Here is a 24821-nt window from a genome sequence, read left to right as displayed (position 1 = left end):
GGCACCACCACGAAGGAGAACACCATGACCACCACCACCCTCACCTCACGCCGTCGGATCGCCGTCGGCCGCCACCGCTCCGGCGCCATCACCCGCGGCGGCTTCGCCCGCCCTCGCCCCGGCGCAGCGCCCAGCTCCCTGTGCAGGCGATTGGCTGATGACCGCGGAGACGTCCCGGGCTGGGTGCTCATCACCCTCATGACCGCCGCCATCGTCGTCACCCTGTGGGCCGTCGCCTCCGAACAGATCGTCCAGATCTTCGAGAACGCCATGGCCCCGTTCCTCAACCGCCAGCTGTGAGCAGCGGCCCCTGGCGGTCCCCCCTGGATCGCGCTCGCGCGGTGAGGGACGAACGACCCCGCGGGGGGCTGCACCGGCGCCTGATCGAGGACCGCGGAAGCGCGGTCGTCGAGTTCCCTCTGGTGGCGGTGGTGGTGCTGCTGATCGCCCTGGCAACGATTCAGGCAGCCCTGGTGCTCCACACCCGCAACACCCTGACCGACGCCGCGGTGCATGGGGCGCGGACCGCCGCTCTCGTCGGCAACACCCCCGAGGACGGAGAGCAGCGCACCCGGCTGCTCATCTCCCAGTCCCTCGGCGCCGGGTACGACGCCGAGGTCACTGCCAGGTCCAGCCCGGAGGGGCGCATCACCGTGGAGGTGGAGGCGGCGGTGCCGCTGATAGGGCTCATCGGCCCCGCCGGTACGCTCCGGGTCGACGGCCATGCGACGGACGAGGAGTCGTGGTGAGGATGCGGCCCACCCGACGCAGCTCGGCCCCGGCCGGGTGGTCGCGGAGCATCAGAGACACCCCCTCGGTGCTCGCCGAGGACAGCGGCAGCATGCTCGTGGAGTTCGTGGCACTGTCGGTGCTGCTGCTCATCCCCATGCTGTACCTGGTCGTGAGCCTCGGCAGCGCGCAGGCGGCGCTGTTCGCCGCCGACACCATCGCCCGAGATGCGGCCCGCCACCACGCCACCGCACCGGATGCGCAGACCGCCACTCTGCGTGAACAGCAGATGACCCGCCAGGTGCTCGAGGACCACGGCCTCCCGGCCGGGGCCGCGACCGTCGAGATCATCTGCAGTGATACGCCGTGCTCCGCCCCCGGGGGTGACGTGCGGGCGGAGGTGGCCGTGCAGGTGCCGATCCCCGGACTCGGCCCGGTGCTCGGTGACGGCGGGCCGATCCGCATCAGCGCCACCCACCTCGCGCGGGTGGATCTCCACCGGGCCGCCGAGGGGGCCGCCCATGAGCCGCCCCGCCCACGACATTCAGCTCCGCGCTGCTCGGGACCGCTGTGCTCGCGTCCGTGACGCACGGGACCGCGCCGGTGGAGCCCGCGACGACGGTTCCATGAGTGTCCTCACCCTGGGACTGATCGTCGTCATCCTCATGGTCGTGGCGCTCGGAGCGGCGGTCTCCTCCGTCCAGCTGGATCGTCACGAGCTGCAGGACGCCGCTGACGGTGCCGCGCTCGCCGCCTCCCAGGGCATCGATGAGAGCGGGCTGTACGAACCGGATCGCGATCGCACGGGGATCCCGCTGTCCGAGGGCGAGATGCGACGGGCCGCGCGCAGCTATCTGGATGCGTACCCCTTCGAGAGCCCCCGATTGCGGGATGTCACCCTGGTGGACGTGACCCGGCAACCGGGCGGTGAGGTCACGATCCGGCTGGCGGCCCGGACCGACCCGGCGCTCATCGGTTGGTTGACCCGCGGCGCCGACCGTCCCGTCCCCTCGAGACCACCAGCACCGGCCGGGCCCGGTGAGTCGTTCGGCCCGGCGCCGCTCCGGCACGATGGGGTGATGAGCGACGTCCTCGTGGCCCCCGACAAGTTCAAGGGCACTCTCACCGCTGTGCAGGTCGCAGAGGCCCTCACCTGCGGGCTGCACCGCGCGCGCCCGGAGCTCTCCGTGCGCTCCCTGCCGATCGCCGATGGCGGTGATGGCACTGTCGATGCGTTCTGCGCCGCCGGGTGGACACCCCAACAGGTCACCGTCAGCGGTCCGCTCGGCGACCCCGTCACCGCCCGCCTCGCGCGGCGCGGCGACCGCGCGGTCGTCGAGCTCGCCATGACCAGCGGTATCACCCTGCTGCCCGCGGGTGAGCTGCACGGGGAGCGCGCCGGAACCCGGGGCCTGGGGGAGGCGATCCTCGCCGCCCGCCATCTCGGCGCCCGACGGCTCCTCATCGGCGTCGGTGGCAGCGCGAGCACCGACGGCGGCGCCGGGATGCTGCAGGCCCTCGGCGCCCGGCTGCTCGACGCCGACGGTCGCGACATCGGTCCCGGCGCCCGCGGCCTCGCCGACCTGGACCGTGTCGACCTCGAGCCCGCCCGCCGGGCACTCGACGGCCTCGAACTCCAGGTCGCCTGCGACGTCACCAACCCGCTGCTCGGTTCCGAGGGCGCCGCCGCGGTGTTCGGCCCTCAGAAGGGACTGACCGGCCCCGCCCTGGAGGCCGCGGACCGGGCCCTCGCCCGCTTCGCGTATCTCCTCGACCCGACCGGGGCGCTGGCCGCCCGCCCCGGGGCCGGCGCCGCCGGGGGCACCGGGTTCGCCCTGCAGGCTCTTGGTGCCGAGCACGTTCCCGGTGCGGACGCCGTGCTCACCGTGCTCGCCGCGGACGCCGCTCTCGACGACAGCCGGGCCGTCGTCATCGGGGAGGGGCGGCTCGATGAGCAGACGCTGCAGGGCAAGGGACCCGGTGAGGTCGCGCGGCGGGCACGGGCCCGCGGGCTCACGGTCCTGGCCGTCGCGGGCGCCGTGGCCCTCGACGAGGACACGCTGCGGCGCGCCGGCATCGACCGGACGTGGGACCTCACCGCGCTCGGCGGCTCTGTCGAGGCTGCCATGACGCGCGGAGCGGACCTGCTGACCCTCGCCGGCGAGCAGATGGCGAGGGCCCTCGCGTAGACTCGCCCCTCGTGGCCACCATCGACTTCTCCGAAGAGATCCCCGCCCTCCGAGCGACCCTGGCGTCGATCGAGAAGGTGACGGATCTGGATGCGCTCACCCGGAAGATCGAGGATCTGGAGGCCCAGGCCGCCGCCCCCGACCTCTGGGACGATCCCGACGAGGCGCAGAAGATCACCAGCGCCCTGTCCCATGCGCAGGCGGAGCGACGCCGTGTCGACGAGCTCGGGTCCCGTATCGATGACCTCGAGGTGATGGTGGAACTGGCGGCGGAGGAATCCGATGCTGACACCCTGGAGGAGGCGGAATCCGAGTTCGCCGCCATCCGCAGGGCCCTCGATGAGCTCGAGGTGCGCACTCTCCTCTCCGGTGAATACGACGAGCGCAACGCCGTGGTGACGATCCGCGCCGGCGCCGGTGGCGTCGACGCCGCGGACTTCGCCGAGATGCTGCTGCGCATGTACCTGCGGTGGGCGGAGCGCCACGAGTACCCCACCAAGGTGATGGACACCTCCTACGCCGAGGAGGCCGGGCTGAAGTCGGTGACCTTCGAGGTCTCGGCCCCCTACGCCTACGGGACCCTGTCGGTCGAGGGCGGTACCCACCGTCTGGTGCGCATCAGCCCCTTCGACAACCAGGGCCGCCGCCAGACGTCCTTCGCGGCGGTCGAGGTGATCCCCCTGATCGAGTCGACCGACTCCATCGAGATCCCCGAGACCGAACTGAAGATCGACGTCTTCCGCTCCTCCGGCCCGGGCGGCCAGTCGGTGAACACCACCGACTCCGCCGTGCGCATGACCCACATCCCCACCGGCATCGTGGTGTCCATGCAGGACGAGAAGTCGCAGATCCAGAACCGCGCCGCCGCCCTGCGCGTGCTGCAGTCCCGCCTGCTTCTGCTGAAGAAGCAGGAGGAGGACGCCAAGCGCAAGGAACTCGCCGGTGACGTGAAGGCCTCCTGGGGCGACCAGATGCGCTCCTACGTCCTGAATCCGTACCAGATGGTGAAGGACCTGCGGACCAACCACGAGACCGGCAACACCACCGCCGTGTTCGACGGGGAGATCGACGACTTCATCGAGGCCGGCATCCGCTGGCGTGTGCAGCAGCAGCGCGAGACCGGGGACGCCTGAGCGCCCTGTGATGCTCGCACCAGGTGCCGCCGAGGCCTTCGCCCGCGCGGCGAGGGGGCCTAGGCTGGCCCGGACAATGACCCCGGTCGACGGCAGGAAGACGTGATCCGCTTCGACAACGTCAGCAAGACGTATCTGCGCGGGCAGGCGCCCGCGCTGCAGAACCTGAGCATCGAGTTCGAGCGCGGCGAGTTCGTGTTCCTCGTCGGTGCCTCCGGTTCCGGCAAGTCCACCCTCATGCGCCTGGTGTTGAAGGAGACGACGCCCACCCGCGGCAGCGTGTACGTGGCGGGCAAGGACCTCGCCACGATCCCGTCGTGGCGCGTGCCCGCCTTGCGGCGCGAGATCGGCATGGTCTTCCAGGACTTCCGACTGCTCCCCTCGAAGACCGCATACCAGAACGTCGAGTTCGCTCTCGCGGTGATCGGCACGCCCCGCCGGGTGGTGCGCCGCCTGGTGCCCGAGGTGCTGGAGATGGTCGGCCTGGAGGACAAGGCGAAGCGTCTGCCGCATGAGCTCTCCGGTGGCGAGCAGCAGCGTGTCGCCATCGCCCGCGCCTACGTGAACCGGCCCTCGATCCTGCTGGCCGACGAGCCCACGGGAAACCTCGATCCGGCCACCGCCGAGGGCATCCTGGAGCTGCTCGCGCAGATCAACGACCGAGGCACCACCGTGGTCATGGCCACCCATGACCGCGCCGCCGTCGACCGGATGCGCCGCCGCGTGGTCGAGATCGTCGGTGGGCGGGTGGTGCGCGACGACGAGCACGGCACCTATGAGTCCGTCGACCCGCAGAGCGTCATCTCCGGCAATGCGGAGGACGGTGAGGACGCCTGGGCGGAGGTCGCGATCGACCCCGGCGAGATCCACCACGATGTGGAGGACGAGGATCTGCTCGAGGAGGGCGGACACCGGGTCGAGGATGAGAGCACCTTCGGGGAGGAGGCCTTCGAGGAGGAGGACTTCTTCGACGAGGCCGAGCCCGGCGCGGAGCACACTGCCGACGACCCGAGGGAGGTGCGGCGATGAGGGCGCAGTACATCCTCTCGGAGATCCTCACCGGTCTGTGGCGCAACATCGCCATGGTGATCTCGGTGATCATCGTGACCGCGGTCTCACTGAGTTTCGTCGGTGCCGGCCTGCTGATGCAGAAGCAGATCCTCGACATGAAATCCACCCTGGTGAAGGAATCCCAGGTCACGATCTTCATGTGCTCGCCGCACTCCACCGCCGCCACCTGCGCCGGCGGCGCCGCCACCGACGCCCAGATCCAGTCGGTGCGCGACGCCCTCGACGGGGAGGTCCTCTCCCAGTACGTCTCCACCTATGACGAGCGCTCGCAGGAAGAGGCCCTGGCGATCTACCAGGAGCAGTTCGCCGGGGAGGCCTTCGCCGACGACTTCACCGCCGCGGACCTTCCGGTGTCGTTCCACATCACCCTGAGGGACGCCTCCCGTTCCGACGCCGTGGTGGAGTTCTTCCAGGGACGCGATGGCGTGGACGACGTCACCAACCTGCTCTCCGTCTACGCGCCGTTCATCGACGTCCTGAACCAGTCGACCTACTTCGCGCTCGGCGTCGCCCTGTTGATGCTGGTGGCTGCGGTGCTGCTGGTCGCCACCACCATCCGCATGTCAGTGGCGAACCGGCGCCGCGAGATCGCCATCATGCGCCTGGTGGGCGCATCCAACGTGTTCATCCGCCTTCCGTTCCTGCTGGAGGGTGCGGTGGCCGCGGTGATCGGCGGTCTCATCGCCACCGGTCTGCTGTGGCTGGGGTTGCGCTTCCTCGTCGAAGGGTGGATCGCCCGCACTCTCGGCAGCGGCATCATCTCGGTGTCCACGGCAGACCTGCTGTGGGCGGGACCGCTGCTCGTGGTGCTCGGGGCGCTGCTGTCGATGATCTCGAGTGTGGTCTCGCTCAACCGGTACCTCAAGATCTGACAAAGAATCGCCCGCAGCGACCGTCCCGCTGGTAACTTGCCCGATATCGGTGCCCCGGGGAGCGGCCGTGGACCCTGCAGGTCCCACAAGCCATCGCACCTCGCCGGCGCCCTGCCGTTCCCTGTCGGAAGGTCTCACCGTGATCCGATCCGTGCGCCGTCGCGTCGCGACTGCTCTGAGCGCCTCGGCGCTCGTCCTCGCCTGCCTCGCCTCGGTGTCCACGCCGGTGCTCGCGGAGGGTTCACGTGAGGAGAAGGAGCAGGAGAAGCAGCAGGTCGATCGGCAGATCGAGGAGCTGCGCATCGAGCTCGACGACGTCAATGCCGATCTGCGCGACACCTACCTCGCGCTGGCCCAGACGGAGCTGCAGATCCCCCAGGCGCAGTCGGATCTCGAGAACGCCCAGCAGGCCCTGGCCGATGCCCGCCAGAAGGACCAGGAGACCGGCCGGCGCCTCGCCGCGGCCCAGCAGGAGGAGAAGGACCTCGAGGCGCAGGCGGAGCAGGGGCGTCAGCAGATCGATTCCGCGGATTCGGAACTGTCCGCTCTCGCCCTCGAGGCGTACAAGGGCGGTGGCATGCCCGACCCCACCTCGATCTACGTCGGGACCGCCAAGCCCCAGGATGCCGTCGATCGCTCCATGAACTACCGCCTGGCGATGGAGGCGCAGGGCTCGGCGCTGCAGGACCTGCGCACCGACCAGTCCGTGACGGCCAACGCCGCGGACCGCCTCACCGCGGTGCGCCAGGAGATCGCCGATCTCAAGCGGCAGTCCGAGCAGGCCGTGGCCCAGCGGCAGCAGGCGGAACAGCAGGCCCGTGACGCGAAGACCGCCCTCGACGCCCTGTACGCCGACCAGACCTCGAAGAAGAACGACCTCGAGGCCAAGAAGACCAAATACCAGAACGACTCGTCGACACTGAGCGCCCGCTCCCAGACCCTGGACACGCAGATCGCGGAGATCGCGCGGCAGGAGAAGGAGCGCGAACTCGCTGCCCGGCAAGCCGCCGCCAACAGCGGCGGGGTCTACACCGGCACGCCGAGCGCCACGGGATTCGCGGCCCCCGGTCCGGGCGGTGTGAACTCGAACTTCGGGTGGCGTGTGCACCCGATCTACGGCACCCGCAAACTCCACGCCGGCGTGGACCTCCCCCTGGCCTGTGGAACCCCGGTGCACGCCACCGCCGATGGTCAGGTGATCTCCGCCGGGTACAACGGCCGCGCGGGCAACAAACTGATCCTCAGCCACGGCCTGCGGGGGAACACGCTGGTCACCAGCTCCTACCACCACCTCCAGGGTTTCGCGGCCTCCAGCGGTCAGGTCGTCAAGCGCGGCCAGGTGATCGGGTATGTCGGCACCACCGGCTCGTCCACCGGATGCCACCTGCACTTCGAGATCCACGAGGACGGCAACCCGGTCAACCCCATGAACTACCTGGGCTGACCACCGGTCGCCACGGAAAAACGCGGGAGCCCGCGCCAGTCGCGACGTATCCTGGGGTGTCCGTGCGCTCCACGATCCTCGGTGCGCACTCCCTGACGTGACACAGCAGGAGGTGGGTCGTATGGCCGGTTCGAAGGGAACCGCCGGTCGGTCCGGGCAGGCCGACGGCCCGAAGAAGACACTGATCGCCTCCAACAAGAAGGCACGGCACGACTACCACATCGACGACACCTATGAGGCGGGCATCGTGCTCACCGGCACCGAGGTGAAGTCCCTGCGTGACCGCGGCGCCTCCCTGGTGGACGGCTACTGTTACATCGAGGGGGGTGAGATGTGGATGGAGGCCGTGCACATCGCCCCCTACGTCAAGGGGACCTGGACGAACCACGCCGCCCGCCGCAAACGCAAGCTGCTGCTGCACCGCCGGGAGATCGACAGGCTCGCCGGGAAGACCCGGGAGAAGGGCTACACGATGGTGCCGCTGGAGATGTACTTCCTCGGCTCCCACGCGAAGGTCGTCGTCGCCCTGGCCCGCGGCAAGAAGGAATGGGACAAGCGCCAGACACTGCGGGAGAAGCAGGATCTGCGTGAGGCACAGCGGGCGATGCGGCGCCGCGAGCTGGTCTGAGCACCGCCCCCCGGCTCGCGCCACCGCCGCCGCCGGTGAGCCCGACCGCGTCGCACCCGCGCGCATGACCCGCACGTGAGCGTCGCCATATTCCGTTGGGCAGCGGCCGGTCGGGTTGTACAGTGGTCTGACCGTGGACAGGACGTCCCCTCGGGAACGCCCCGGTTGACAAGTCGATAGCGCGTGCGTGGCAGCCCTCGAGCTGCCGTTTGCGACTCCACGCTCAGGGGCCGATCGGTTTCGACGGTCGTTGTCCAGCGAGGGGAAGCGGGCCGAGAAGCCCAGGTCATCTCGTAAACGTCCCTGGGAAACCAATAAGTGCCGAATCCAAGCGCACTGACTTCGCTCTCGCTGCCTGATCAGCGACAGCAGTCTGGAACCCCGGGCTTGCTCCTGACCCGGATCGTTCCATCATCCAAGGAGCCACTGCTTCCGACCCTGGTCACCGGGGTCGGGTGAACACCTCAGAGTGACTGAGTCCGTCGACGACGTGTCCGTGTGAGCGTCGGGACTGAGAACACGCCTTCACGGACTGCGCCCGGAGAAGCCCTGGCTCCGCACGATCGGACGCGGGTTCGATTCCCGCCGGCTCCACGACGCACGCGCCACCCCGACGGCCCCGGCCGACTCCTCGCGAGTCGTCCGGGGCCGTCGTGCATCCAGCACCCCTGCGGGACAAGGCGCCGGGCGCACCGCCGTCCCGTCACGGACGGCGCGCGGCGTCCTCCGCGGCGAGCATGCCGAACACCAGCCCCTGCCCGATGGTGGCCCCGGCGCCCGGGTACGTCGTGCCGAAGGCGTTCGCCGCGGCATTGCCGATCGCGTACAGGCCCTCGATCACCGACCCATCGGGCCGCTGCACCCGCGCGCTGCCGTCGGCGCGCAGTCCACCGCAGGTGCCCAGATCCGAGGGGACCACCCGCACCGCATACAGCGTCCCGGCCAGGGGCCGCAGGTTGGGGTTCGGGGTGACCGTCGGGTCCCCGTAGTAGTTGTCGTAGCGGGAGGCGCCCCGACCGAACTCGCGGTCGTAACCCATCGCGGCGCCCCGGTTGAAGCGATCCAGCTGGGCGGCGAAGGCGTCGGCCGGGACGCCCATCGCCGCCGCGAGCGCCCGCGGCTCCTCGGCCCTCACCGCGATCCCGGCGTCGTACCACTGCCGGGGCAGTGGGGTGCGGGGGAAGGAGACGGTGCCGAACACGTAGGAGTTCTTGTACTCCTGGTCGAACACGATCCACATGTCGCCGATCGGGTCGTCCGAGGTGGCGCGCCGCACCCACTCCTGTCCGAAGCTCATGTAGTCGATGGATTCGTTGAGGAACCGCTCACCGTTCGTCCCGACCATGAGGGAGCCCGGCAGGGAACGCTCCGCGAGCATTACGGTGGGTTTCGCATCAGCGATCGGTGCGATCGCCGGGAACCACCAGGCCTGATCCATCAGGTCGGTGGCGCCGCCCGCCTCGATGCCGGCGCGGATCCCTGCGCCGTCATTGCCGGGGGCACCCATGGTCCAGTGATCCAGGGCCTGGCTCTGATGCTCACGCCGCATGGCCATGTCGTGGTCAAACCCACCGGTTGTGAGCACCACGCCGCGGCGGGCCCGCACGGTGACCTCGCGGCCCTCGTGGGCCAGCACCGCGCCGGTGACCCTGTCGTCCTCGACGAGGAGCCGCCGCAGCGAGGTGCGTGTCCAGATCGGAATACCGGCCCGCAACGCACCGGCGAACAGGCCGCCGACGAGTGCCTGACCGGTGGCGGTGTATTCGCGGCGCAGCGCCATGCCTCCCACACCCTGGATGACGCGCCGCACGATCTTCGGCAGCGCGGTGCCGGGTGCCTTCGCCATGAGGTTCATCCAGCGGTAGTCGACACCCGTGACCGGCATCGGTATCGGAGCGCGGAAGGCAGGGGGGATCAACCGGTCGCGATGCTCACCGAGGTGGGTGCGCAGATCGAAGGGCGTCGCCTCGCAGGTGCGGCCGACCGCCGAGCCGCCCGGCTGTTCCGGGTGGTAGTCGGAGTACCCCTTGGCCCACTGGAACTGCAGCGGGGTGGCACGCCGCATGAGGGAGACCGCGCGGGGGCCATGCTGCACGCACGCCTCGCGGCGCTCGCGGGGCGCGGCCTCACCGACCAGCGCATCGAGGTAGGTCAGTGCCTCCTCGGGGGAGTCGTAGCCGCCTGCCTCCCGGACGACGTCATTGGCGGGGATCCAGAAGGCACCACCGGACAACGCCGTGGAGCCGCCGACATGCTCGGTGGATTCGACCACCAGCACGTCCAGACCGAGCTCGTGGCCGGCGAGCGCGCACAGCAGGCCGGTGCCGGAACCGACGACGAGCAGGTCGACCTCGGTGTCGACGACGTGGGGAGGAGCGGTGTGCAGGGCGGCCATCGGCGTGCTCCTTGGTCGAGGTGCCGGTGGGGTCCTGTCAGTCACCGTAGGTCAGGCCGTGACCCAGACGGTAGGTGCTGCCCTCCGCGTCACGCGGTGTCGCGGGTGGGATCAGGCGGCCTGCTGGGCCGCCTCGCGGGCGGCGACAAAAGCCCTCACACAGGTCTCCACATCCTCGTCGGAATGCGCGGCGGACAGCTGCACGCGGATGCGCGCCCTGTCCTTGGGCACCACGGGGTAGGAGAAGGCGGTGACGTACACACCCTGCTCCAGCATGGCGTCGGCCACGCGGCCGGCGAGCGCGGCGTCGCCGAACATCACCGGGATGATCGCGTGCTCCCCGGGCAGCAGCTCGAATCCCTCCTCCGTCATGCGGCGACGGAAGAGGGCGGCGTTCTCGAACAGTTGCTTGCGCAGCTCCGCACTGTCCTGCACCAGGTCGAGTGCCGTGAGAGTCGCGGCGACGATCGACGGGGCCACGGAGTTCGAGAACAGGTACGGGCGCGCCTTCTGGCGCAGCACGGCGATGATCTCCGCGCGCCCGGACACGTACCCGCCACTGGCGCCTCCGAGGGCCTTGCCGAAGGTGCCGGTGTACAGGTCCACCCGGTCGGAGACGCCGAAGTGCTCGGGGGTGCCGGCCCCGGTCTCGCCCATGAACCCGACGGCATGGGAGTCGTCCACCAGCACCAGGGCCCCGTACTCGTCGGCGAGGTCGCAGATCCCGTCCAGCGGCGCCAGGTAACCGTCCATGGAGAACACGCCGTCGGTGACGATGATGCTGCGGCGGGCGCCCCGGCCGTCGTTGAGCTGCTGGGCGGCCTCCAGCTGTGCCCGCAGGTCCTCGAGGTCGGCGTTGCGGTAGCGGAAGCGGGCGGCCTTGGACAGGCGGATGCCGTCGATCAGGGAGGCGTGGTTGAGCTCATCGCTGATGATCGCGTCCTCCTTGCCGAACAGCGATTCGAAGACACCGCCGTTCGCGTCGAAGCAGGAACCGAAGAGGATCGTGTCCTCCGTCCCGAGGAAGGCCGACAGGCGCTGCTCCAGCTCCAGGTGGATGTCCTGGGTCCCGCAGATGAACCGCACCGAGGCCATGCCGAAGCCGCGCTCGTCGAGGGCGCGCTTGGCCGCGGAGATCATGTCCGGATGGTCGGCCAGACCCAGGTAGTTGTTGGCGCAGAAGTTCAGGACGTCACCGCTGTCGCGGCCGGGCAATCCCGCCTGGATGTGCGAGGACTGGGGGGTGGTGATGGTCCGCTCCTGCTTGAAGGTGCCGGCGGCCCGGATCTCCTCCAGTTCGGCGGACAGCTGCTGCTTGAGGTCGGTGTACACGGTGATCCTCTCGAGGTCGTCGGGTGGAACGGTCGGATAGGCCGGTCCCTGGCTCAGTCGGTGGTCGTCCAGTCCAGGACGATCTTCCCGGCCGCTCCGGTGCGCGCCAGCTCGAAGCCGCGCTCCCACTCGTGGGCGGGCAGCACGTCGCTGACGGTCGACAGCACGCGTGCGCGCAGCTCCTCACTGCTGGTGAGCATCGCCGACATCGCGTTCCAGGTCTCGAACATCTCGCGGCCGTAGATCCCCTGGAGCGTCAGCATGTGGGTGATCACCGTCGTCCAGTTGATCTCGAACCGGCGGGCGGGCAGACCCAGCAGGGAGATCTTCCCGCCGTGGTTCATGTTGTCGATCATCTCCTGGAGAGCGCTGGCCTGCCCGGAGATCTCCAGCCCGACGTCGAAGCCCTCGCGCATCCCGAGCGAGGCCTGGGCCTCCTTGATGCGGGTGGTGCGGACATCGACGGTGAGGTCGGCGCCGCATTCCTCGGCCATGCGCAGGCGATGCTCGGCCACATCGGTGACCACGACGTAGCGAGCGCCGGCGTGGCGGGCGACGGCAGCGCACATCTGCCCGATGGGGCCCGCACCGGTGATGAGCACGTCCTCACCCACCAGCGGGAACTTCAACGCGGTGTGGACGGCGTTGCCGAAGGGGTCGAAGACGGCGCCCAGCTCCGGGCTGATCACGTCCTCACGGCCGTCATGCTCGTGCACCCACACGTTGAAGTAGGGGATGGCGACGTACTCGGCGAAAGCGCCGTCGCGCTGGACACCGACACTGCGGGTGCGGATGCACATCTGCCGGCGACCGGCGCGGCAGTTGCGGCACGTACCGCAGACCACGTGACCCTCACCGGAGACCCTGTCGCCCACGCGCACATCGCGCACCGACGCACCGACTTCGATGACCTCGCCGTAGAACTCGTGACCGGGGATGAACGGCACGGTGTCGCACATGGCCTGGGCCGAGGCGTCCCAGGTCTGCAGGTGCAGATCGGTGCCGCAGATGCCGGCGCGCATCACCCGGATCAGGACGTCGAAGTCACCGACCTCGGGGACGGGGGCCTCGGTGAAGTCGAAACCGGGGCCGGGGGCGGACTTGCGCAGGGCGCGCATCGTGCGCGGGGTCATCATCGTCCTTTCGCCGTCGCTCGGGCGTCCGGCGCTGCGGGTGCCGGGCTGTCCTCGAGTCTAGTGAGCCGCTCGGGGTCGGCCCTCTCGTGGCCGCGTGGACCGCGTCCGGGGAGCCGGAGGGGATGTCCATGATCCGGACGCGACAGGCCACGCGCTCCGGACATGGCGTGGTGTCGCACGAATGCCCTGTGATCTGCGCATTCGCTGCGCGGCGGGTGCTCGGCCCATGCAGTCCTGATCCATCCCGGAGGGTGTCTGCTTCGCCAGGAGATCCGTAAATGTCCCTTTCAGTCGCCGAACACGCTATCGTTCTCGCCACCATCGACACGTGCCGGAAGAAATGTCCGGCGCGACGCGGTGTTGCGTCGTGTGTCCCCGCAATCTTTCACCGGCTTGAAAGAGTCCGCTATGACCGTCCCCGCCCCTCGGCGCACCCTCCTCCGCGCCGCCGCCTGGGCGGCCCCCGTGGCCGCTCTGAGCACCGCGGCCCCCGCCCTCGCGATCAGCCCCACGACGCCGATCGACGTCACCTACAACCAGGAGTCATGCAAGCAGACCGGTGACTTCGGCCCCGACGGCAAGAAGCGTTACCGCCTGGTGTTCGACGTCGAGAACCAGACGAACCAGCCGCTCGAATACCGCGTTGTCAGCATCGTGGTGGAGCCGAACTCGGACACCCCGATCACGTTCTTCGACATCACCACCACCTGGGCTGGCACGCTGGAGCCGGGTGAGAGCGCGACGGTTCGCGAGGTCTCCGACGCCAGTGGTGACCTGGGCAATGGCACTGCCAAGGTGGACATCGAGGTCCGCTTCACGGATGGGTCGACCGAGACGGTCACGACGTTCGTCCAGGTGGAGTCCTTCCCGCCCTGCCAGGACTGACCCGGCCCGCATCTCCACATCGCCGGGGACCGCTCCCGCAGGGGAGCGGTCCTCGGCCGTCGAACCGGGAACCATCACTCGGACGGCCTCGAGGCCGGTGGATCGAACGGCCGCGATGGCGCCCGATTGTCCAGTTTGTCTGGTCGGTGGACGATCCCGGACGGTGTCGGTGCAGAGTTCTTGCGTGAACCGGTGGTCTTATAGACCGTTGGCATGTATGGTGGGCCCGGTCGTACCCGCGGGGTGGGTATCAGCTAGGAGCGCGGGTCGGTAAGGGGAAACGGAGTCGCCGATGGTCGCGTGTCGATCATCAGGCCTCGTCGGTCGGCATCCGTCGGATGGGGCTGTGCTGGTCGCCGGAGCGCCGCTGCGTGGCCCGGAGGATCGGTAGGGCGCTGTGCCCGGGCGGTGCAAGCCCCCGCGCGGGCCCTGGTCAGGTGGTCTGGAGGGTGGCCAGGCCGCCGGTGCCGAGGTGTTGGTAGAGCTTTCGCAGGTTGTGACAGGCCGACAGGAGCAGCCACTCTCCGCGTGCTGCTTCCAGGCCGCGTAGCAGGAGCTGTTTGGCGTTCTGCAGGGTGGACATCTGTCCGAACACCGGTTCCACGATCGTCTTGCGGCGGGCGTAGACGGCGTGGCCGCGTTTCGTCTTCAGCGTCCGGGCCATGCGCTGCTTGGCGGTGGCGTTCTTCGGGATCGGCCCGCGTGGGGCCAGCGGGGCCGGCTCGTTGTGCTTGGTCCGGCCGGTGGCGATGAAGAACTCCGTGCCCGTCTCGACCCTCAAGGCGGTGGCCTGGGTGAGGTTGTCCTCGCAGCAGTAGCCGGCATCGGCCAGCACCTCGCCGGGAGCCTGGCCGGTGTTGGCTGCGGTCTGCTCGGTCAGCGGGATCAGGTTCGCCACGTCGGCGGCGCAGTCGGTCACGTCGGTGGCCACGATGACCTGGTGGGCCTCATCGACCACGGCCTGGGCGTTGAAGCACTGATGGAACGCCCCGTCGGAGGTCTTCATGATCCGTGACTCGGGATCGGTGAAGTTGCGCTGCGCCTTCGGTCTGACGGTGGCCTTGGCCTCGGCTGCCGCGACCCGCTGGGCGGTGGTCTGCTCGTCCTCGCCCTTCTGTTCGGCCTTCTCCCGGGCGGCGGCTGCGGCGCGCTGGCGGGCCTCTTCTTCCAGCGCCGCCTTGGCCTGGCGGATCTTGGCCAGGCGGGTCTCGCGGCGGCGCAGCTCCTCGGGCAGCTCATCACCGCGTCGGTCTTTGCCGTACTTGGCGTCCTCGGCCTTGTCGATCTCCTCGGCCTCGGCCAGCAGCTCGGAGACCTCCTGGGCCAGGACCTTCTCTCGTTCGCTCATCCGCGCGTAGCTCATCGCCTTGCGCCGCGAGGCGTTGGCACGCACCTTCGTGCCATCCAGCGCCACCCTCCCGAGCTTGACCATGCCCGCGGCCTGGCACAGCGCCAGCGCCTGGAGGAACAGGTGGCCCAGCGCTGAGAGGTGGCGCTTGCGGAAGCGGGCGATGGAGCGGTAGTCCGGGGCGCTGCCGGCTGCCAGCCAGCGGAAGGTGACCACGTCCACGCAAGCGCTCTCCAGCTTGCGCGAGGAGCGCACCCCGGTGGTGTAGCCGTACAGCAGAATCCGCACCATCAGCCGCGGGTCATACGGCGGGGCGCCCCGCCCCTCGCTGTAGGCCGCGTAGATCCGTGACAGGTCCAGGTGCTCATCAACCAACTCGGCGATGAACCGCGCCATGTGCTCGCCCGGCAGCCACTCATCCAACGACGGCGGCAGCAACAGGTCCTGCTCCGGAGCGAACGCCCGGAACGTCTTGTCCGCACCGGCGACCTCCTCGCCAGTTGCAGGCTCCGGTGCCGGTCGCCGGAAGGCCTCACCGTCGAACAACTCCTCACCGCTCATGACCAGATTCTCCCGGCTGCCGTGCCCTCAGCCGCGGACCGGGACTGGCGTGTTACTGACCCACGCTCCTAGGTGCGCCGTCCAACACGATGGTCCAGCAGACGATCGCAGCCCGCGGCGATTGGGGACGTACGGGGTCGGTTGACCGTCCCCAGCCGCAGTCAAGGAGAAGACATGTCCGACCTCGTCGATCGCAGTGGTGCATCGCGCACCGGTCGTCGTTCCCTCATGAAGGGGGCCCTGTGGGCCTCCCCGGTGGTCGCCATGACCACGATCGCCCCCGTCGCGTCGGCCTCGCCCTGCTCGGTGGCCTCGGTGAATCTTCTGTACGCGTGCAAGAACACCGGTGGCAGCGAGGGCAAGAAGAAGACGTACACCGTGGCCTTCGAGCTGTCGGCGTTGAGCACCGCGACGGGAACCGCGAACGTGACGGTCGAGAGCATCTACCTCCACACCAATTCGGGATTTGAGACGTCGGAGTTCCAGGGCGCGAGCTACACCTTCACCGTCGAACCGGGGGAGACAGAGGTCGCGACCTTCACCTCCAACGTCAGCGGCAATCTGGCCAACGGCTCCGTGACGGTGTCCCTCTCCGGCGACTGGGAGGGCCGCCCCGACGGCCAGCCCTGCTCGTGGGAGGCGGGCCCCTTCTCGATCGGCTCCCTGCCGCCCTGCAAGTGAGCCCCGCGGGGGCGTGGCGCGTCGCCTAGAGTGGTCGCGCCATGACGACGCCCTCTGAATCTCCGGATCCGCGGTGGAACTATCCCGCGGACCTGCCGGTCACGCAGCGCCGTGAGGACATCCTCACGGCGCTGCGTGCGCATCAGGTGGTGGTGATCGCCGGCGAGACCGGTTCAGGGAAGACCACCCAGCTGCCGAAGATGCTGTTGGAACTGGGCTGCGGCAGCGAGGGCCGGCTCATCGGCCATACCCAGCCGCGACGCCTCGCCGCCCGCTCCGTCGCGCAGCGCATCGCCCACGAACTGGGGGAGCGGCTCGGTGAGGGCACCGTCGGATACCAGGTGCGTTTCACCCGCGAGGTCGCGCAGGACGCCCGTCTGAAGCTCATGACGGACGGCATCCTCCTCGCCGAGATCAGCCGCGACCGGCTGCTGCGCCACTACGATGCGATCATCATCGACGAGGCCCACGAGCGGTCCCTCACGATCGACGTGATCCTCGGGTACCTGAAACAGATCCTGCCGCAGCGGCCTGACCTGAAAGTGGTCATCACCTCCGCGACCATCGATCCCGAGCGATTCGCCCGGCACTTCGCGACCCGTCAACCCGACGGCACGGAGCGCCCCGCCCCGATCATCGAGGTGTCGGGTCGCACCTACCCCGTCGAGATCCGGTACCGCCCCCTGGTGCTGGAACCCGACCTGGGGGAGGAGGACGACCTCGAGGACATCCACTCCGTCGAGCGGGACCTGGACGAGGCGATCGCCGACGCGGTCGATGAGCTCGCGGCGGAGGACGCCGGTGACATCCTCGTCTTCCTCCCCGGGGAGCGCGAGATCCGCGAGGTGCAGGACTCCCTCGAGGCGCATCTGGCGCGCGGCGGCCGCCACCGTCTCCCCACCGAGGTGCTCCCGCTGTTCGGTCGACTGTCGGCCGCGGATCAGCAGAGGATCTTCTCTCCCCGTGCCGGGGGGACGGTCCGGCGGATCGTGCTGACGACCAACGTCGCCGAGACCTCGCTGACCGTCCCCGGCATCACGGCCGTGATCGACTCGGGTCTGGCCCGTATCTCGCGCTACTCCCAGCGCACCAAGGTGCAGCGTCTGCCGATCGAACCCATCTCGCAGGCCAGCGCGAACCAGCGCTCCGGCCGCGCCGGGCGCACCTCCCCGGGGGTGGCGATCCGCCTCTACTCGGAGGAGGATTTCATCGCCCGCCCGGAGTTCACCGAGCCGGAGATCCTGCGCACCTCGCTCGCGAGCGTCGTGCTGCTCATGACGTCGCTCGGACTCGGGGATGTGGAGTCCTTCCCCTTCGTGGAACCACCCGCGAGCCGGGCCGTCGCCGACGGTGTGCGCCTGCTGGAGGAGCTCGACGCCATCGAGTCGGCGCCCCGAGCTCCCGGGGGCCGCCGCCTCACCCGGACGGGTCGCCTGCTCGCCCGGTTCCCCCTGGACCCGCGGATGGCGCGGATGCTGCTCGAGGCCGACCGTCTGGGGTGCCTGCGCGAGATGCTGGTGATCGTCGCCGCCCTGGAGATCCAGGACCCGCGGGAACGCCCCCTCGGCAAGGAACAGCAGGCGGCGGAGAGGCACCGCCGCTTCGCAGATGAGACCAGCGATGTCCTCACCCTGCTGAACCTCTGGAACCACCTGCAGGAACGCCGTCGAGACCTCTCCGGAAGTGCCTTCCGGCGTGAGGTCCGCGAGGACTACCTGCACTATCTGCGGATCCGGGAGTGGTGGGATCTGCACGGCCAGCTGCGGGACATGGCCAAGGACGTCGGCCTGCACACCTCCTCCACGCCCGCCTCTCCGGAGGCGATCCATGAGGCCCTGCTGTCCGGTCTGCTGTCGCACGTCGGGCTGTATGACGAACGCACCCGCGAATACGTCGGCGCCCGCGGCGCCCGCTTCGCCCTGTGGCCCGGCAGCGCCGTGGCGAAGAAGCGCCCCGACTACGTGGTGGTGGCCGAACTGGTCGAGACCAGCCGCCTGTGGGGGCGGGTCGCCGCGCGCATCGACCCTCGCTGGGTGGAGCGGGTCGGGGCGCACGTGCTCAAACGGTCCCATTCCGAACCGCACTGGTCCCGGAAACGGGCCAGTGCCATGGTCCACGAGAAGGTGACCCTGTATGGAGTGCCGATCATCGCCGATCGTGTCGTCGGGTATGGCCGCGTCGATCCGGAGCACGCCCGGGAGATCTTCCTCCAGCAGGCGCTGGTCGAGGGTGACTGGACCACACGCCACCATTTCTTCCGTGACAACCAGGCGCTCCGGGAGCGGCTCGAGGAGCTCGAGGCGAAGTCCCGTCGCCGCGACCTGATCGTCACCGACGAGCAGATCTTCCGCTTCTACGACGAGCGGATCCCTCGCGACGTCGTCTCGGGCGCCCACTTCGACGCCTGGTGGAAGAGGCAGCGGCATCAGACCCCGGACCTGCTCACCCTGACGGAGAAGGACCTCCTGGCCCAGGGGGAGGAGGTCACCTCCGCGATCCTGGCGGACTTCCCCGACACCTGGGTCCAGGGAGACCTGACGCTGCCGCTGACCTACTCCTTCGGGGATCTGGGGAAGGGGCCGCGCGACGGCGTGACCGTCACGATCCCTCTGGCCGTGCTGAACCGCGTGGAGCCGCGCGGCTTCGACTGGCTGGTGCCGGGGATGCGCACGGATCTGGTCACCGAACTCATCCGCTCCCTGCCCAAGCCGATCCGCAAGCATCTGGTGCCCGCTCCTGAGCGGGCGCGGGCGGTCGCGGAGGTGCTGCACGATGACGACCCGGATGCCGGGGAGCCCTTCGTCGAGGCCGTCGCCGACGAGCTGGTGGCACTGCCGGGGGTCCCGGAGGATCTTCCCCTGTACGGCCAGGAGTTCGACCTCACGAAGCTCCCCGAACACCTGCGCATGCACTTCCGCGTCGTCGACGGCCGGGGAGCGCAGGTGGGAGCCGGGACCGACCTCGAGGCCCTCAAACGTCGCCTGAAGCAGCGGGCGGAGACCTCCGTGTCCCGCCAGGGTGAGGACCTGGCGCGCCACGACCTCCCCGAGTTCCCCGACGACGGAGTCCCGGCCCGCCACGACGGCACCGTCGGAGGGCTGAAGGTCACCGGGTACCCCGCTCTGGTGGCCCGGCGGGGTGGGGACGGACGCGTCCTGGCGGTGGACCTGAAGGTCCTGGCGACCGAGGCCGAGCAGGCGGCTCGCCACCGCGAGGGCGTCATCGCCCTGCTGGATCGTGCCCTGGGTGCGGATCTCGGCGCCGTCCTGAACGAGCTGCCCGGCCCGACCAAGCTGGCCGTCGCCGGCACCTCCCCGTACCCCAGTACGACGGCACTGCTGGAGGACGCCTCCCTCACCGCTATCGACCATCTGCTGGGGGAGGAGGATGTGCGCACCCGAGAGCGGTTCGACGCCGTGCTGGCGCGGATCCGGGCGCAGCACCGGGAGGTCGCCGCGCAGGCCGTCCGCGATGCGGCCGCTGCCCTCGCGGCACAGGCGCGGCTTCTGAAGGCCCTCTCGAAGGTCTCGTCCCTGAGCATCCTCGATCGGCTCACCGCGATCCGCGAGCACGCCTCATCGCTGGTGGGGCCGGGTTTCATCCGGCACGCCGGGGTCGATCACCTGGGAGACCTGACGCGGTACCTGCGGGCCGACGAGATCCGCCTGGAGAAGCTGCCGGAGAACCCGCAGCGCGACGCCCAGCATGCCTGGCAGGTGGCCGACATCGAGCAGCTGTGGGAACGCACCCGTGCCTCCCTCGATCCCACTGCCCGGCGGAGCGCTGCCGCCCGCGAGATCCCCTGGCTGATCGAGGAGTATCGCGTGAGCCTGTTCGCGCAGACCCTCGGCACCTCACAGACGGTGTCGGACAAGCGTCTGCGCGCGGCGATCGCAGCCGTCGGCCGCTGAGGTCTCCGTCCGGCCCCCCGGACGGTAGTCGGGTGGATGCGGCCGTCGCCGTGCGAACCCGGTCCGTCCAGGGGCAGACGCCCCGTGCTGTGCGGCCGTACCATGACCGCCATGTCGACGACGCCCAGTGTGAGCTACTCCATCACCATTCGGCTCGAGTTCGCCGCCCGCTCCGCCGCGGTCAGCGACATCACCGGGACGATCGAACGCCACGGCGGTTCGGTCACCGCCCTCGACGTCTCGGCCTCGGGCCCGGAGCGCATGCGCGCCGACATCACGGTGCTCACCGCCGGCCACGATCACGCGATGTCGGTCGTCGACGCGCTGCGGGAGCTCGAGGGCGTGGAGCTGGGGAAGGTCTCGGACCGCACCTTCCTCGCCCACCTGGGCGGAAAGCTCACCGTGGAGTCGAAGGTCCCGATCCGTCACCGCGACGACCTCTCCATGGTCTACACGCCGGGTGTCGCACGCGTCGTGAAGGCGATCGCCGACCATCCCGAGGACGCCCGCCGTCTCACCATCAAACGCAACACCGTCGCGGTGGTCACCGACGGTTCCGCCATCCTGGGGCTGGGCGATCTCGGTCCGCTGGCCGCCATGCCGGTGATGGAGGGCAAGGCTGCGCTGTTCAAGCGCTTCGCCAACATCGACGCCTTCCCGATCTGCCTGGACGCCCACGCGGTCGACGACATCGTCTCCCACGTCAAGGCGATCGCCCCGGTGTTCGCCGGCATCAACCTGGAGGACATCTCTGCGCCGCGGTGCTTCGAGATCGAGGATCGCCTGCGCGCAGAGCTCGACATCCCCGTCTTCCACGACGACCAGCATGGCACCGCCATCACCGTCGTCGCCGCCCTGCGCAATGCCCTGCGGGTGGTGGACAAGGAGATCTCGCAGGTGCGGATCGTCATGTCGGGCGCCGGCGCCGCGGGCACCGCCATCCTGCGGCTGCTGCGCGCCGCCGGGGCCCGGGACATCCTGGTCACGGACATCCACGGCATCGTGCACCAGGGACGGGACGATCTGGAGGGGCGCCTCCCGTGGATCGCCGAGGTCACCAACCCCACCGGTCGCACCGGGTCTCTCACCGACGCACTGGAGGGAGCGGACGTGTTCATCGGCGTCTCCGCCGGGAACATCCTCACCGCCGATGACATCGCCACCATGGCCGATCGGGCGATCGTCTTCGCCATGGCGAACCCGACGCCCGAGATCGACCCGGTGGAGGCCGCCAAGCACGCCGAGGTCGTCGCCACCGGGCGCAGCGACTTCGCCAACCAGATCAACAACGTCCTGGCCTTCCCCGGGGTCTTCCGGGGGCTGCTCGATGCCCGCGCCACCGACGTCTCCGACCGGATGCTGCTGGCGGCCGCGCAGGCCCTCGCGGATGTCGTGACCCCGGCGGAGCTCAACCCCACCTACATCGTCCCCAGCGTGTTCCACGAGGGCGTGACGAAGGCCGTCGCCAGTGCCGTGGAGAAGGTGGCCCGCGAGGAGAAGGGCACGGTCGACGCCATCACCGGAGCCATCCCCGCCGTCCACGCCGACGAGATCAGCCTCTGACACCCCCGCCCCCCGCGGCCGCGTCCGCCTCCGATGCGCCCGCGCGGGCGCGGACACGCCGCTCCCACGCCCACGCCCCGAGTCCCGCGGCGATGCCGACGGCGTCGGCGGCGAGATCCCCGGGACTGGCGGCCCGGTCGGGCAGCAGGGCGCCCTGGATCAGCTCCACCACGATCGCGTGGACGATCGCCCCGATCACCACCCAGCCGACCGGGAAGCGTCGCACCGGCGCGAGGAACCGGGCCAGTGCCCAGACCAGGAACCCGAACAGGGCGATGTGCACCAGCTTGTCGAGACCGGGGATCTGTCCCGCACCGGCGGGGGAGGGCACCCGCGGCAGGTAGAACACGGCCTGCAGCGCCACCGCGAGGAGAGCCGGAACGGCTCGGGTCGCGGGGCGGGGACCGTGCCCCGGGGAGGCCGCGGGCGGGATCGCGGTGGGTGTCGGCATGCCCCCATCCTCCCGGATGGCCGTCTCCGCGGCGATGTCGACCTCTCACCGGCGGCGGAGGCCGCCGCGCTAGGCTCGGCGCGATCGGACCACGACGAAGGAGATGCCCCGTGAGCACCGTGCGCCAGACCACCCCCCGCTTCTCCACGCCCTCGGACCCCGACCGGCTGGACCCGTACCGCGCCGACCCGGGGGCCTCGCCCACCGGCACCGCCGTGCTGGAGCGCCAGCGGGAGGAGCAGGAGCAGCGCACCGACGATGGGGATCATGACCGCTTCGCCCACTACGTGCGCCGTGATCGCATCACCCAGGCCGCGTTGGACGGCACCCCGGTGATCGCGCTGTGCGGGAAGGTGTGGGTGCCGGGCCGCGACCCGAAGAAGTACCCGGTGTGCCCCCAGTGCAAGGAGATCTACGACGGCCTGCGCGACCCGCAGGACGGCGACGGCGGCGGCCAGGGAGGCCCCGGCGGGGGCCGCGGCGGCTTCCGCGGGTTCTTCGGCGGACGTCGCTGAGCTCACGCTGCCCCGGGGCGCGCCCGGCCCCGGGTGTCGGACGGCGGCGGTACGGTGGACCGCGCTGTGAGTCAGAACCCCTTCCATCACACCGGCGATCCGCACCGCCCCTCCGAGGCAGCTGCGCGCTCGCTGTCCCCGGCATATCCGGAACGGGCCGCCTGGGGCACCGCCCCGAAGCTGCGCGCCTGGCAGGCGGAGGCGCTCGAGCTGTACCGCCGCACCGCCCCGCGGGACTTCCTGGCGGTCGCGACACCCGGCGCCGGCAAGACCACCTTCGCGCTGCAGGTCGCGGCGCGTCTGCTGGCGGAGGGCACCGTCCGGCAGGTCACAGTGGTCGCCCCGACCGAGCACCTGAAGACCCAGTGGGCGGATTCCGCCGCCCGCGTGGGCATCGCCCTGGATCCGCACTTCACCAACGCCCAGGGCGCCCACGGACGGCACTTCCAGGGAGTGGCGGTCACCTACGCGCAGGTGGGGATGAACCCGCGGGTGCACCGTGCCCTCACCGAGGATGCCCGCACCCTGGTGATCCTCGACGAGATCCACCACGCGGGTGACGCCCTCACCTGGGGTGATGGCGTGCGCGAGGCCTTCGACCCGGCGACCCGGCGTCTCGCCCTGACCGGTACCCCGTTCCGGTCCGACGACGCGCAGATCCCCTTCGTCACCTACGAAGAGGACGGCGAGGGCTTCCTCCGCTCCCGCGCCGATTACACCTACGGGTACAGCCAGGCCCTGCGGGACTCGGTGGTGCGGCCGGTCATGTTCATGACCTACTCGGGACGGATGCATTGGCGCACCAAGGCGGGCGATGAGGTCTCGGCGCAGCTCGGCGCCCCGGAGACGAAGGACATCACCCAGCAGGCGTGGAGGACTGCGCTCGACCCCGACGGGGAGTGGATCCAGGCCGTGCTGTCGGCCGCGGACCGGCGCCTCACGGAGGTGCGCCGCCATGTTCCCGACGCCGGCGGTCTGGTCATCGCCACCGATCAGCGCACCGCCCGCGCCTACGCCGCGATCCTGGAGCGCCTCACCGGCCAGGCCCCACCCTGGTGCTGTCCGACGACGCGGGTGCCGGCCGGCGGATCGAGACGTTCTCCGCCTCCCAGGACCGGTGGATGGTCGCGGTGCGCATGGTCTCCGAGGGTGTGGACGTGCCGCGTCTGGCGGTCGGTGTGTATGCCACCTCCACCGCCACCCCCATGTTCTTCGCGCAGGCGGTCGGGCGATTCGTGCGCTCTCGAACGCGCGGGGAGACCGCCAGCGTGTTCCTGCCGAGCGTGCCGATCCTGCTGGCGCATGCCGCGGCCCTGGAGGCCGAGCGCGACCACGTGCTCGATCGACGGCCCGACACCGGGGACGAGATGACCGGTCTCGACGAGCACCTGCTGGAGGAGGCCAACCGGGAGGAGAGGGCCTCCGGGGAGCAGTTGGAGATGTCCTTCGAAGCCCTCGAGTCGGAGGCCTCCTTCGACCGGGTGCTGTTCGACGGCGGCGAATACGGCGCCGGGGCCGTCGTCGGCTCGGAGGAGGAGCAGGACTTCCTCGGGATCCCCGGGCTGCTGGACGCCGATCAGATGCGCACCGTGCTGCAGCAGCACCAGGCCGACCAACAGCGTCGCCGGGCCGCCGAGGGACGCACCGGCCCGCAGACCCCGTCCTCAGCGGTCGACCATCGACGTCTGATGGAACTGCGCAAGGAACTGAGTTCTCTGGTCTCGGCCTGGGCCCGCAGGTCCGGGACACCGCACGGTCAGGTCCACACCACCTTGCGCTCCCGCAGCGGTGGCCCCGCAGTGCCGCAGGCCTCCGCCGAGCAGCTGCAGGCACGGATCGACATCGTGCGGGGCTGGTTCGTCGGACGACGCTGAGCGCCGCAGCGCCGTCGCGCGCCGGGACCCGCCGGGACGAGTCGTCTGTCGGGCCCCCTCCCTAGACTGAGACCCTTGACACCGGGATCCCTGACCCGTGGAT

19 protein-coding genes, 1 other RNA gene and 1 pseudogene are annotated in these 24821 nt (G+C 70.1%); 16 read left to right on the top strand and 5 right to left on the bottom strand.

Features of this window, described 5'->3' with window-relative positions; genetic code table 11:
- The first annotated feature begins 24 nt into the window (after window positions 1-24).
- From JSY14_RS02785 to ssrA, 10 genes are all read left to right on the top strand, one after another.
- Window positions 25-300, top strand: a complete 276-nt coding sequence (locus tag JSY14_RS02785; protein ID WP_259557238.1) for a hypothetical protein — start codon at window positions 25-27, stop codon at window positions 298-300.
- A 41-nt stretch (window positions 301-341) separates the two neighbouring features.
- Window positions 342-749 carry a TadE/TadG family type IV pilus assembly protein gene (locus tag JSY14_RS02780; RefSeq protein ID WP_259557237.1) on the top strand — a complete coding sequence of 136 codons (408 nt, stop codon included), beginning with the start codon at window positions 342-344 and terminating at the stop codon, window positions 747-749.
- A gap of 68 nt (window positions 750-817) precedes the next feature.
- Window positions 818-1315: a TadE/TadG family type IV pilus assembly protein gene (locus JSY14_RS02775; protein WP_259557236.1), complete on the top strand. Its 498-nt coding sequence runs from the start codon at window positions 818-820 to the stop codon at window positions 1313-1315.
- A 40-nt stretch (window positions 1316-1355) separates the two neighbouring features.
- Window positions 1356-2918: a glycerate kinase gene (locus tag JSY14_RS02770; RefSeq protein WP_259557235.1), complete on the top strand. Its 1563-nt coding sequence runs from the start codon at window positions 1356-1358 to the stop codon at window positions 2916-2918.
- 11 nt (window positions 2919-2929) lie between these two features.
- Window positions 2930-4051 carry a peptide chain release factor 2 gene (gene prfB, locus JSY14_RS02765; RefSeq protein WP_259557234.1) on the top strand — a complete coding sequence of 374 codons (1122 nt, stop codon included), beginning with the start codon at window positions 2930-2932 and terminating at the stop codon, window positions 4049-4051.
- Window positions 4052-4153: 102 nt separating this feature from the next.
- A complete protein-coding gene (gene ftsE / locus JSY14_RS02760) occupies window positions 4154-5080 on the top strand; it encodes a cell division ATP-binding protein FtsE (protein WP_259557233.1) in 927 nt (308 codons plus the stop codon).
- A complete protein-coding gene (ftsX, locus tag JSY14_RS02755) occupies window positions 5077-5994 on the top strand; it encodes a permease-like cell division protein FtsX (RefSeq protein WP_259557232.1) in 918 nt (305 codons plus the stop codon). Before ftsE ends, ftsX begins: the two co-directional genes overlap by 4 nt.
- 139 nt (window positions 5995-6133) lie before the next feature.
- The gene (locus tag JSY14_RS02750) at window positions 6134-7438 is read left to right on the top strand and encodes a M23 family metallopeptidase (RefSeq protein WP_259557231.1); all 1305 of its coding nucleotides are present in this window, start codon (window positions 6134-6136) and stop codon (window positions 7436-7438) included.
- Between the two features lie 121 nt (window positions 7439-7559).
- Window positions 7560-8066, top strand: a complete 507-nt coding sequence (gene smpB / locus JSY14_RS02745) for an SsrA-binding protein SmpB (protein ID WP_259557230.1) — start codon at window positions 7560-7562, stop codon at window positions 8064-8066.
- 226 nt (window positions 8067-8292) lie between these two features.
- Window positions 8293-8663: a transfer-messenger RNA gene (gene ssrA, locus JSY14_RS02740) on the top strand.
- A 106-nt stretch (window positions 8664-8769) separates the two neighbouring features.
- Here the strand turns inward: ssrA and JSY14_RS02735 are convergent.
- The 3 genes from JSY14_RS02735 to tdh all read right to left on the bottom strand — a co-directional run bounded on the left by JSY14_RS02735 (window position 8770) and on the right by tdh (window position 12911).
- The gene (locus tag JSY14_RS02735; protein WP_259557229.1) at window positions 8770-10461 is read right to left on the bottom strand and encodes a 3-ketosteroid-delta-1-dehydrogenase; all 1692 of its coding nucleotides are present in this window, start codon (window positions 10459-10461) and stop codon (window positions 8770-8772) included.
- Window positions 10462-10572: 111 nt separating this feature from the next.
- The gene (locus JSY14_RS02730; RefSeq protein ID WP_259557228.1) at window positions 10573-11793 is read right to left on the bottom strand and encodes a glycine C-acetyltransferase; all 1221 of its coding nucleotides are present in this window, start codon (window positions 11791-11793) and stop codon (window positions 10573-10575) included.
- Between the two features lie 53 nt (window positions 11794-11846).
- Window positions 11847-12911, bottom strand: a complete 1065-nt coding sequence (gene tdh / locus JSY14_RS02725) for an L-threonine 3-dehydrogenase (RefSeq protein WP_259559514.1) — start codon at window positions 12909-12911, stop codon at window positions 11847-11849.
- Between the two features lie 426 nt (window positions 12912-13337).
- Between tdh and JSY14_RS02720 the strand changes: the two genes are divergently transcribed.
- The gene (locus JSY14_RS02720) at window positions 13338-13814 is read left to right on the top strand and encodes a COG1361 family protein (RefSeq protein ID WP_259557227.1); all 477 of its coding nucleotides are present in this window, start codon (window positions 13338-13340) and stop codon (window positions 13812-13814) included.
- A gap of 433 nt (window positions 13815-14247) precedes the next feature.
- Here JSY14_RS02720 and JSY14_RS02715 read toward each other — a convergent pair whose 3' ends face one another.
- Window positions 14248-15723: an IS1182 family transposase gene (locus tag JSY14_RS02715; RefSeq protein WP_259557226.1), complete on the bottom strand. Its 1476-nt coding sequence runs from the start codon at window positions 15721-15723 to the stop codon at window positions 14248-14250.
- Window positions 15724-15897: 174 nt separating this feature from the next.
- On the opposite strand from JSY14_RS02715, the gene JSY14_RS02710 reads away from it, so the two are divergent.
- From JSY14_RS02710 to JSY14_RS02700, 3 genes are all read left to right on the top strand, one after another.
- The gene (locus JSY14_RS02710; protein ID WP_259557225.1) at window positions 15898-16404 is read left to right on the top strand and encodes a hypothetical protein; all 507 of its coding nucleotides are present in this window, start codon (window positions 15898-15900) and stop codon (window positions 16402-16404) included.
- 41 nt (window positions 16405-16445) lie between these two features.
- Entirely contained in the window at window positions 16446-20315 is a 3870-nt protein-coding gene (gene hrpA / locus JSY14_RS02705) for an ATP-dependent RNA helicase HrpA (protein WP_259557224.1), read from the top strand.
- A 111-nt stretch (window positions 20316-20426) separates the two neighbouring features.
- Window positions 20427-21878, top strand: a complete 1452-nt coding sequence (locus tag JSY14_RS02700) for an NAD-dependent malic enzyme (RefSeq protein ID WP_259557223.1) — start codon at window positions 20427-20429, stop codon at window positions 21876-21878.
- On the opposite strand, the gene JSY14_RS02695 is transcribed toward JSY14_RS02700, so the two are convergent.
- Window positions 21868-22329, bottom strand: coding sequence for a VanZ family protein (locus JSY14_RS02695; RefSeq protein WP_259557222.1), 462 nt, complete (start codon window positions 22327-22329; stop codon window positions 21868-21870). The two genes, JSY14_RS02700 and JSY14_RS02695, sit on opposite strands and share 11 nt — an antisense overlap.
- 110 nt (window positions 22330-22439) lie before the next feature.
- On the opposite strand from JSY14_RS02695, the gene JSY14_RS02690 reads away from it, so the two are divergent.
- On the top strand, window positions 22440-22844 hold the full coding sequence (locus JSY14_RS02690; protein WP_432803594.1) for a DUF3039 domain-containing protein: 405 nt from the start codon (window positions 22440-22442) through the stop codon (window positions 22842-22844).
- A 132-nt stretch (window positions 22845-22976) separates the two neighbouring features.
- Window positions 22977-24718, top strand: a pseudogene (locus JSY14_RS02685) (DEAD/DEAH box helicase).
- The last annotated feature ends 103 nt before the right edge of the window (window positions 24719-24821 follow it).

The sequence above is a fragment of the Brachybacterium sillae genome, from assembly GCF_025028335.1.
Taxonomy (GTDB): domain Bacteria; phylum Actinomycetota; class Actinomycetes; order Actinomycetales; family Dermabacteraceae; genus Brachybacterium; species Brachybacterium sillae.
The sequence above is the reverse complement of the archived record's forward strand: the minus strand, read 5'-3'. Positions and strand labels throughout refer to the sequence as shown.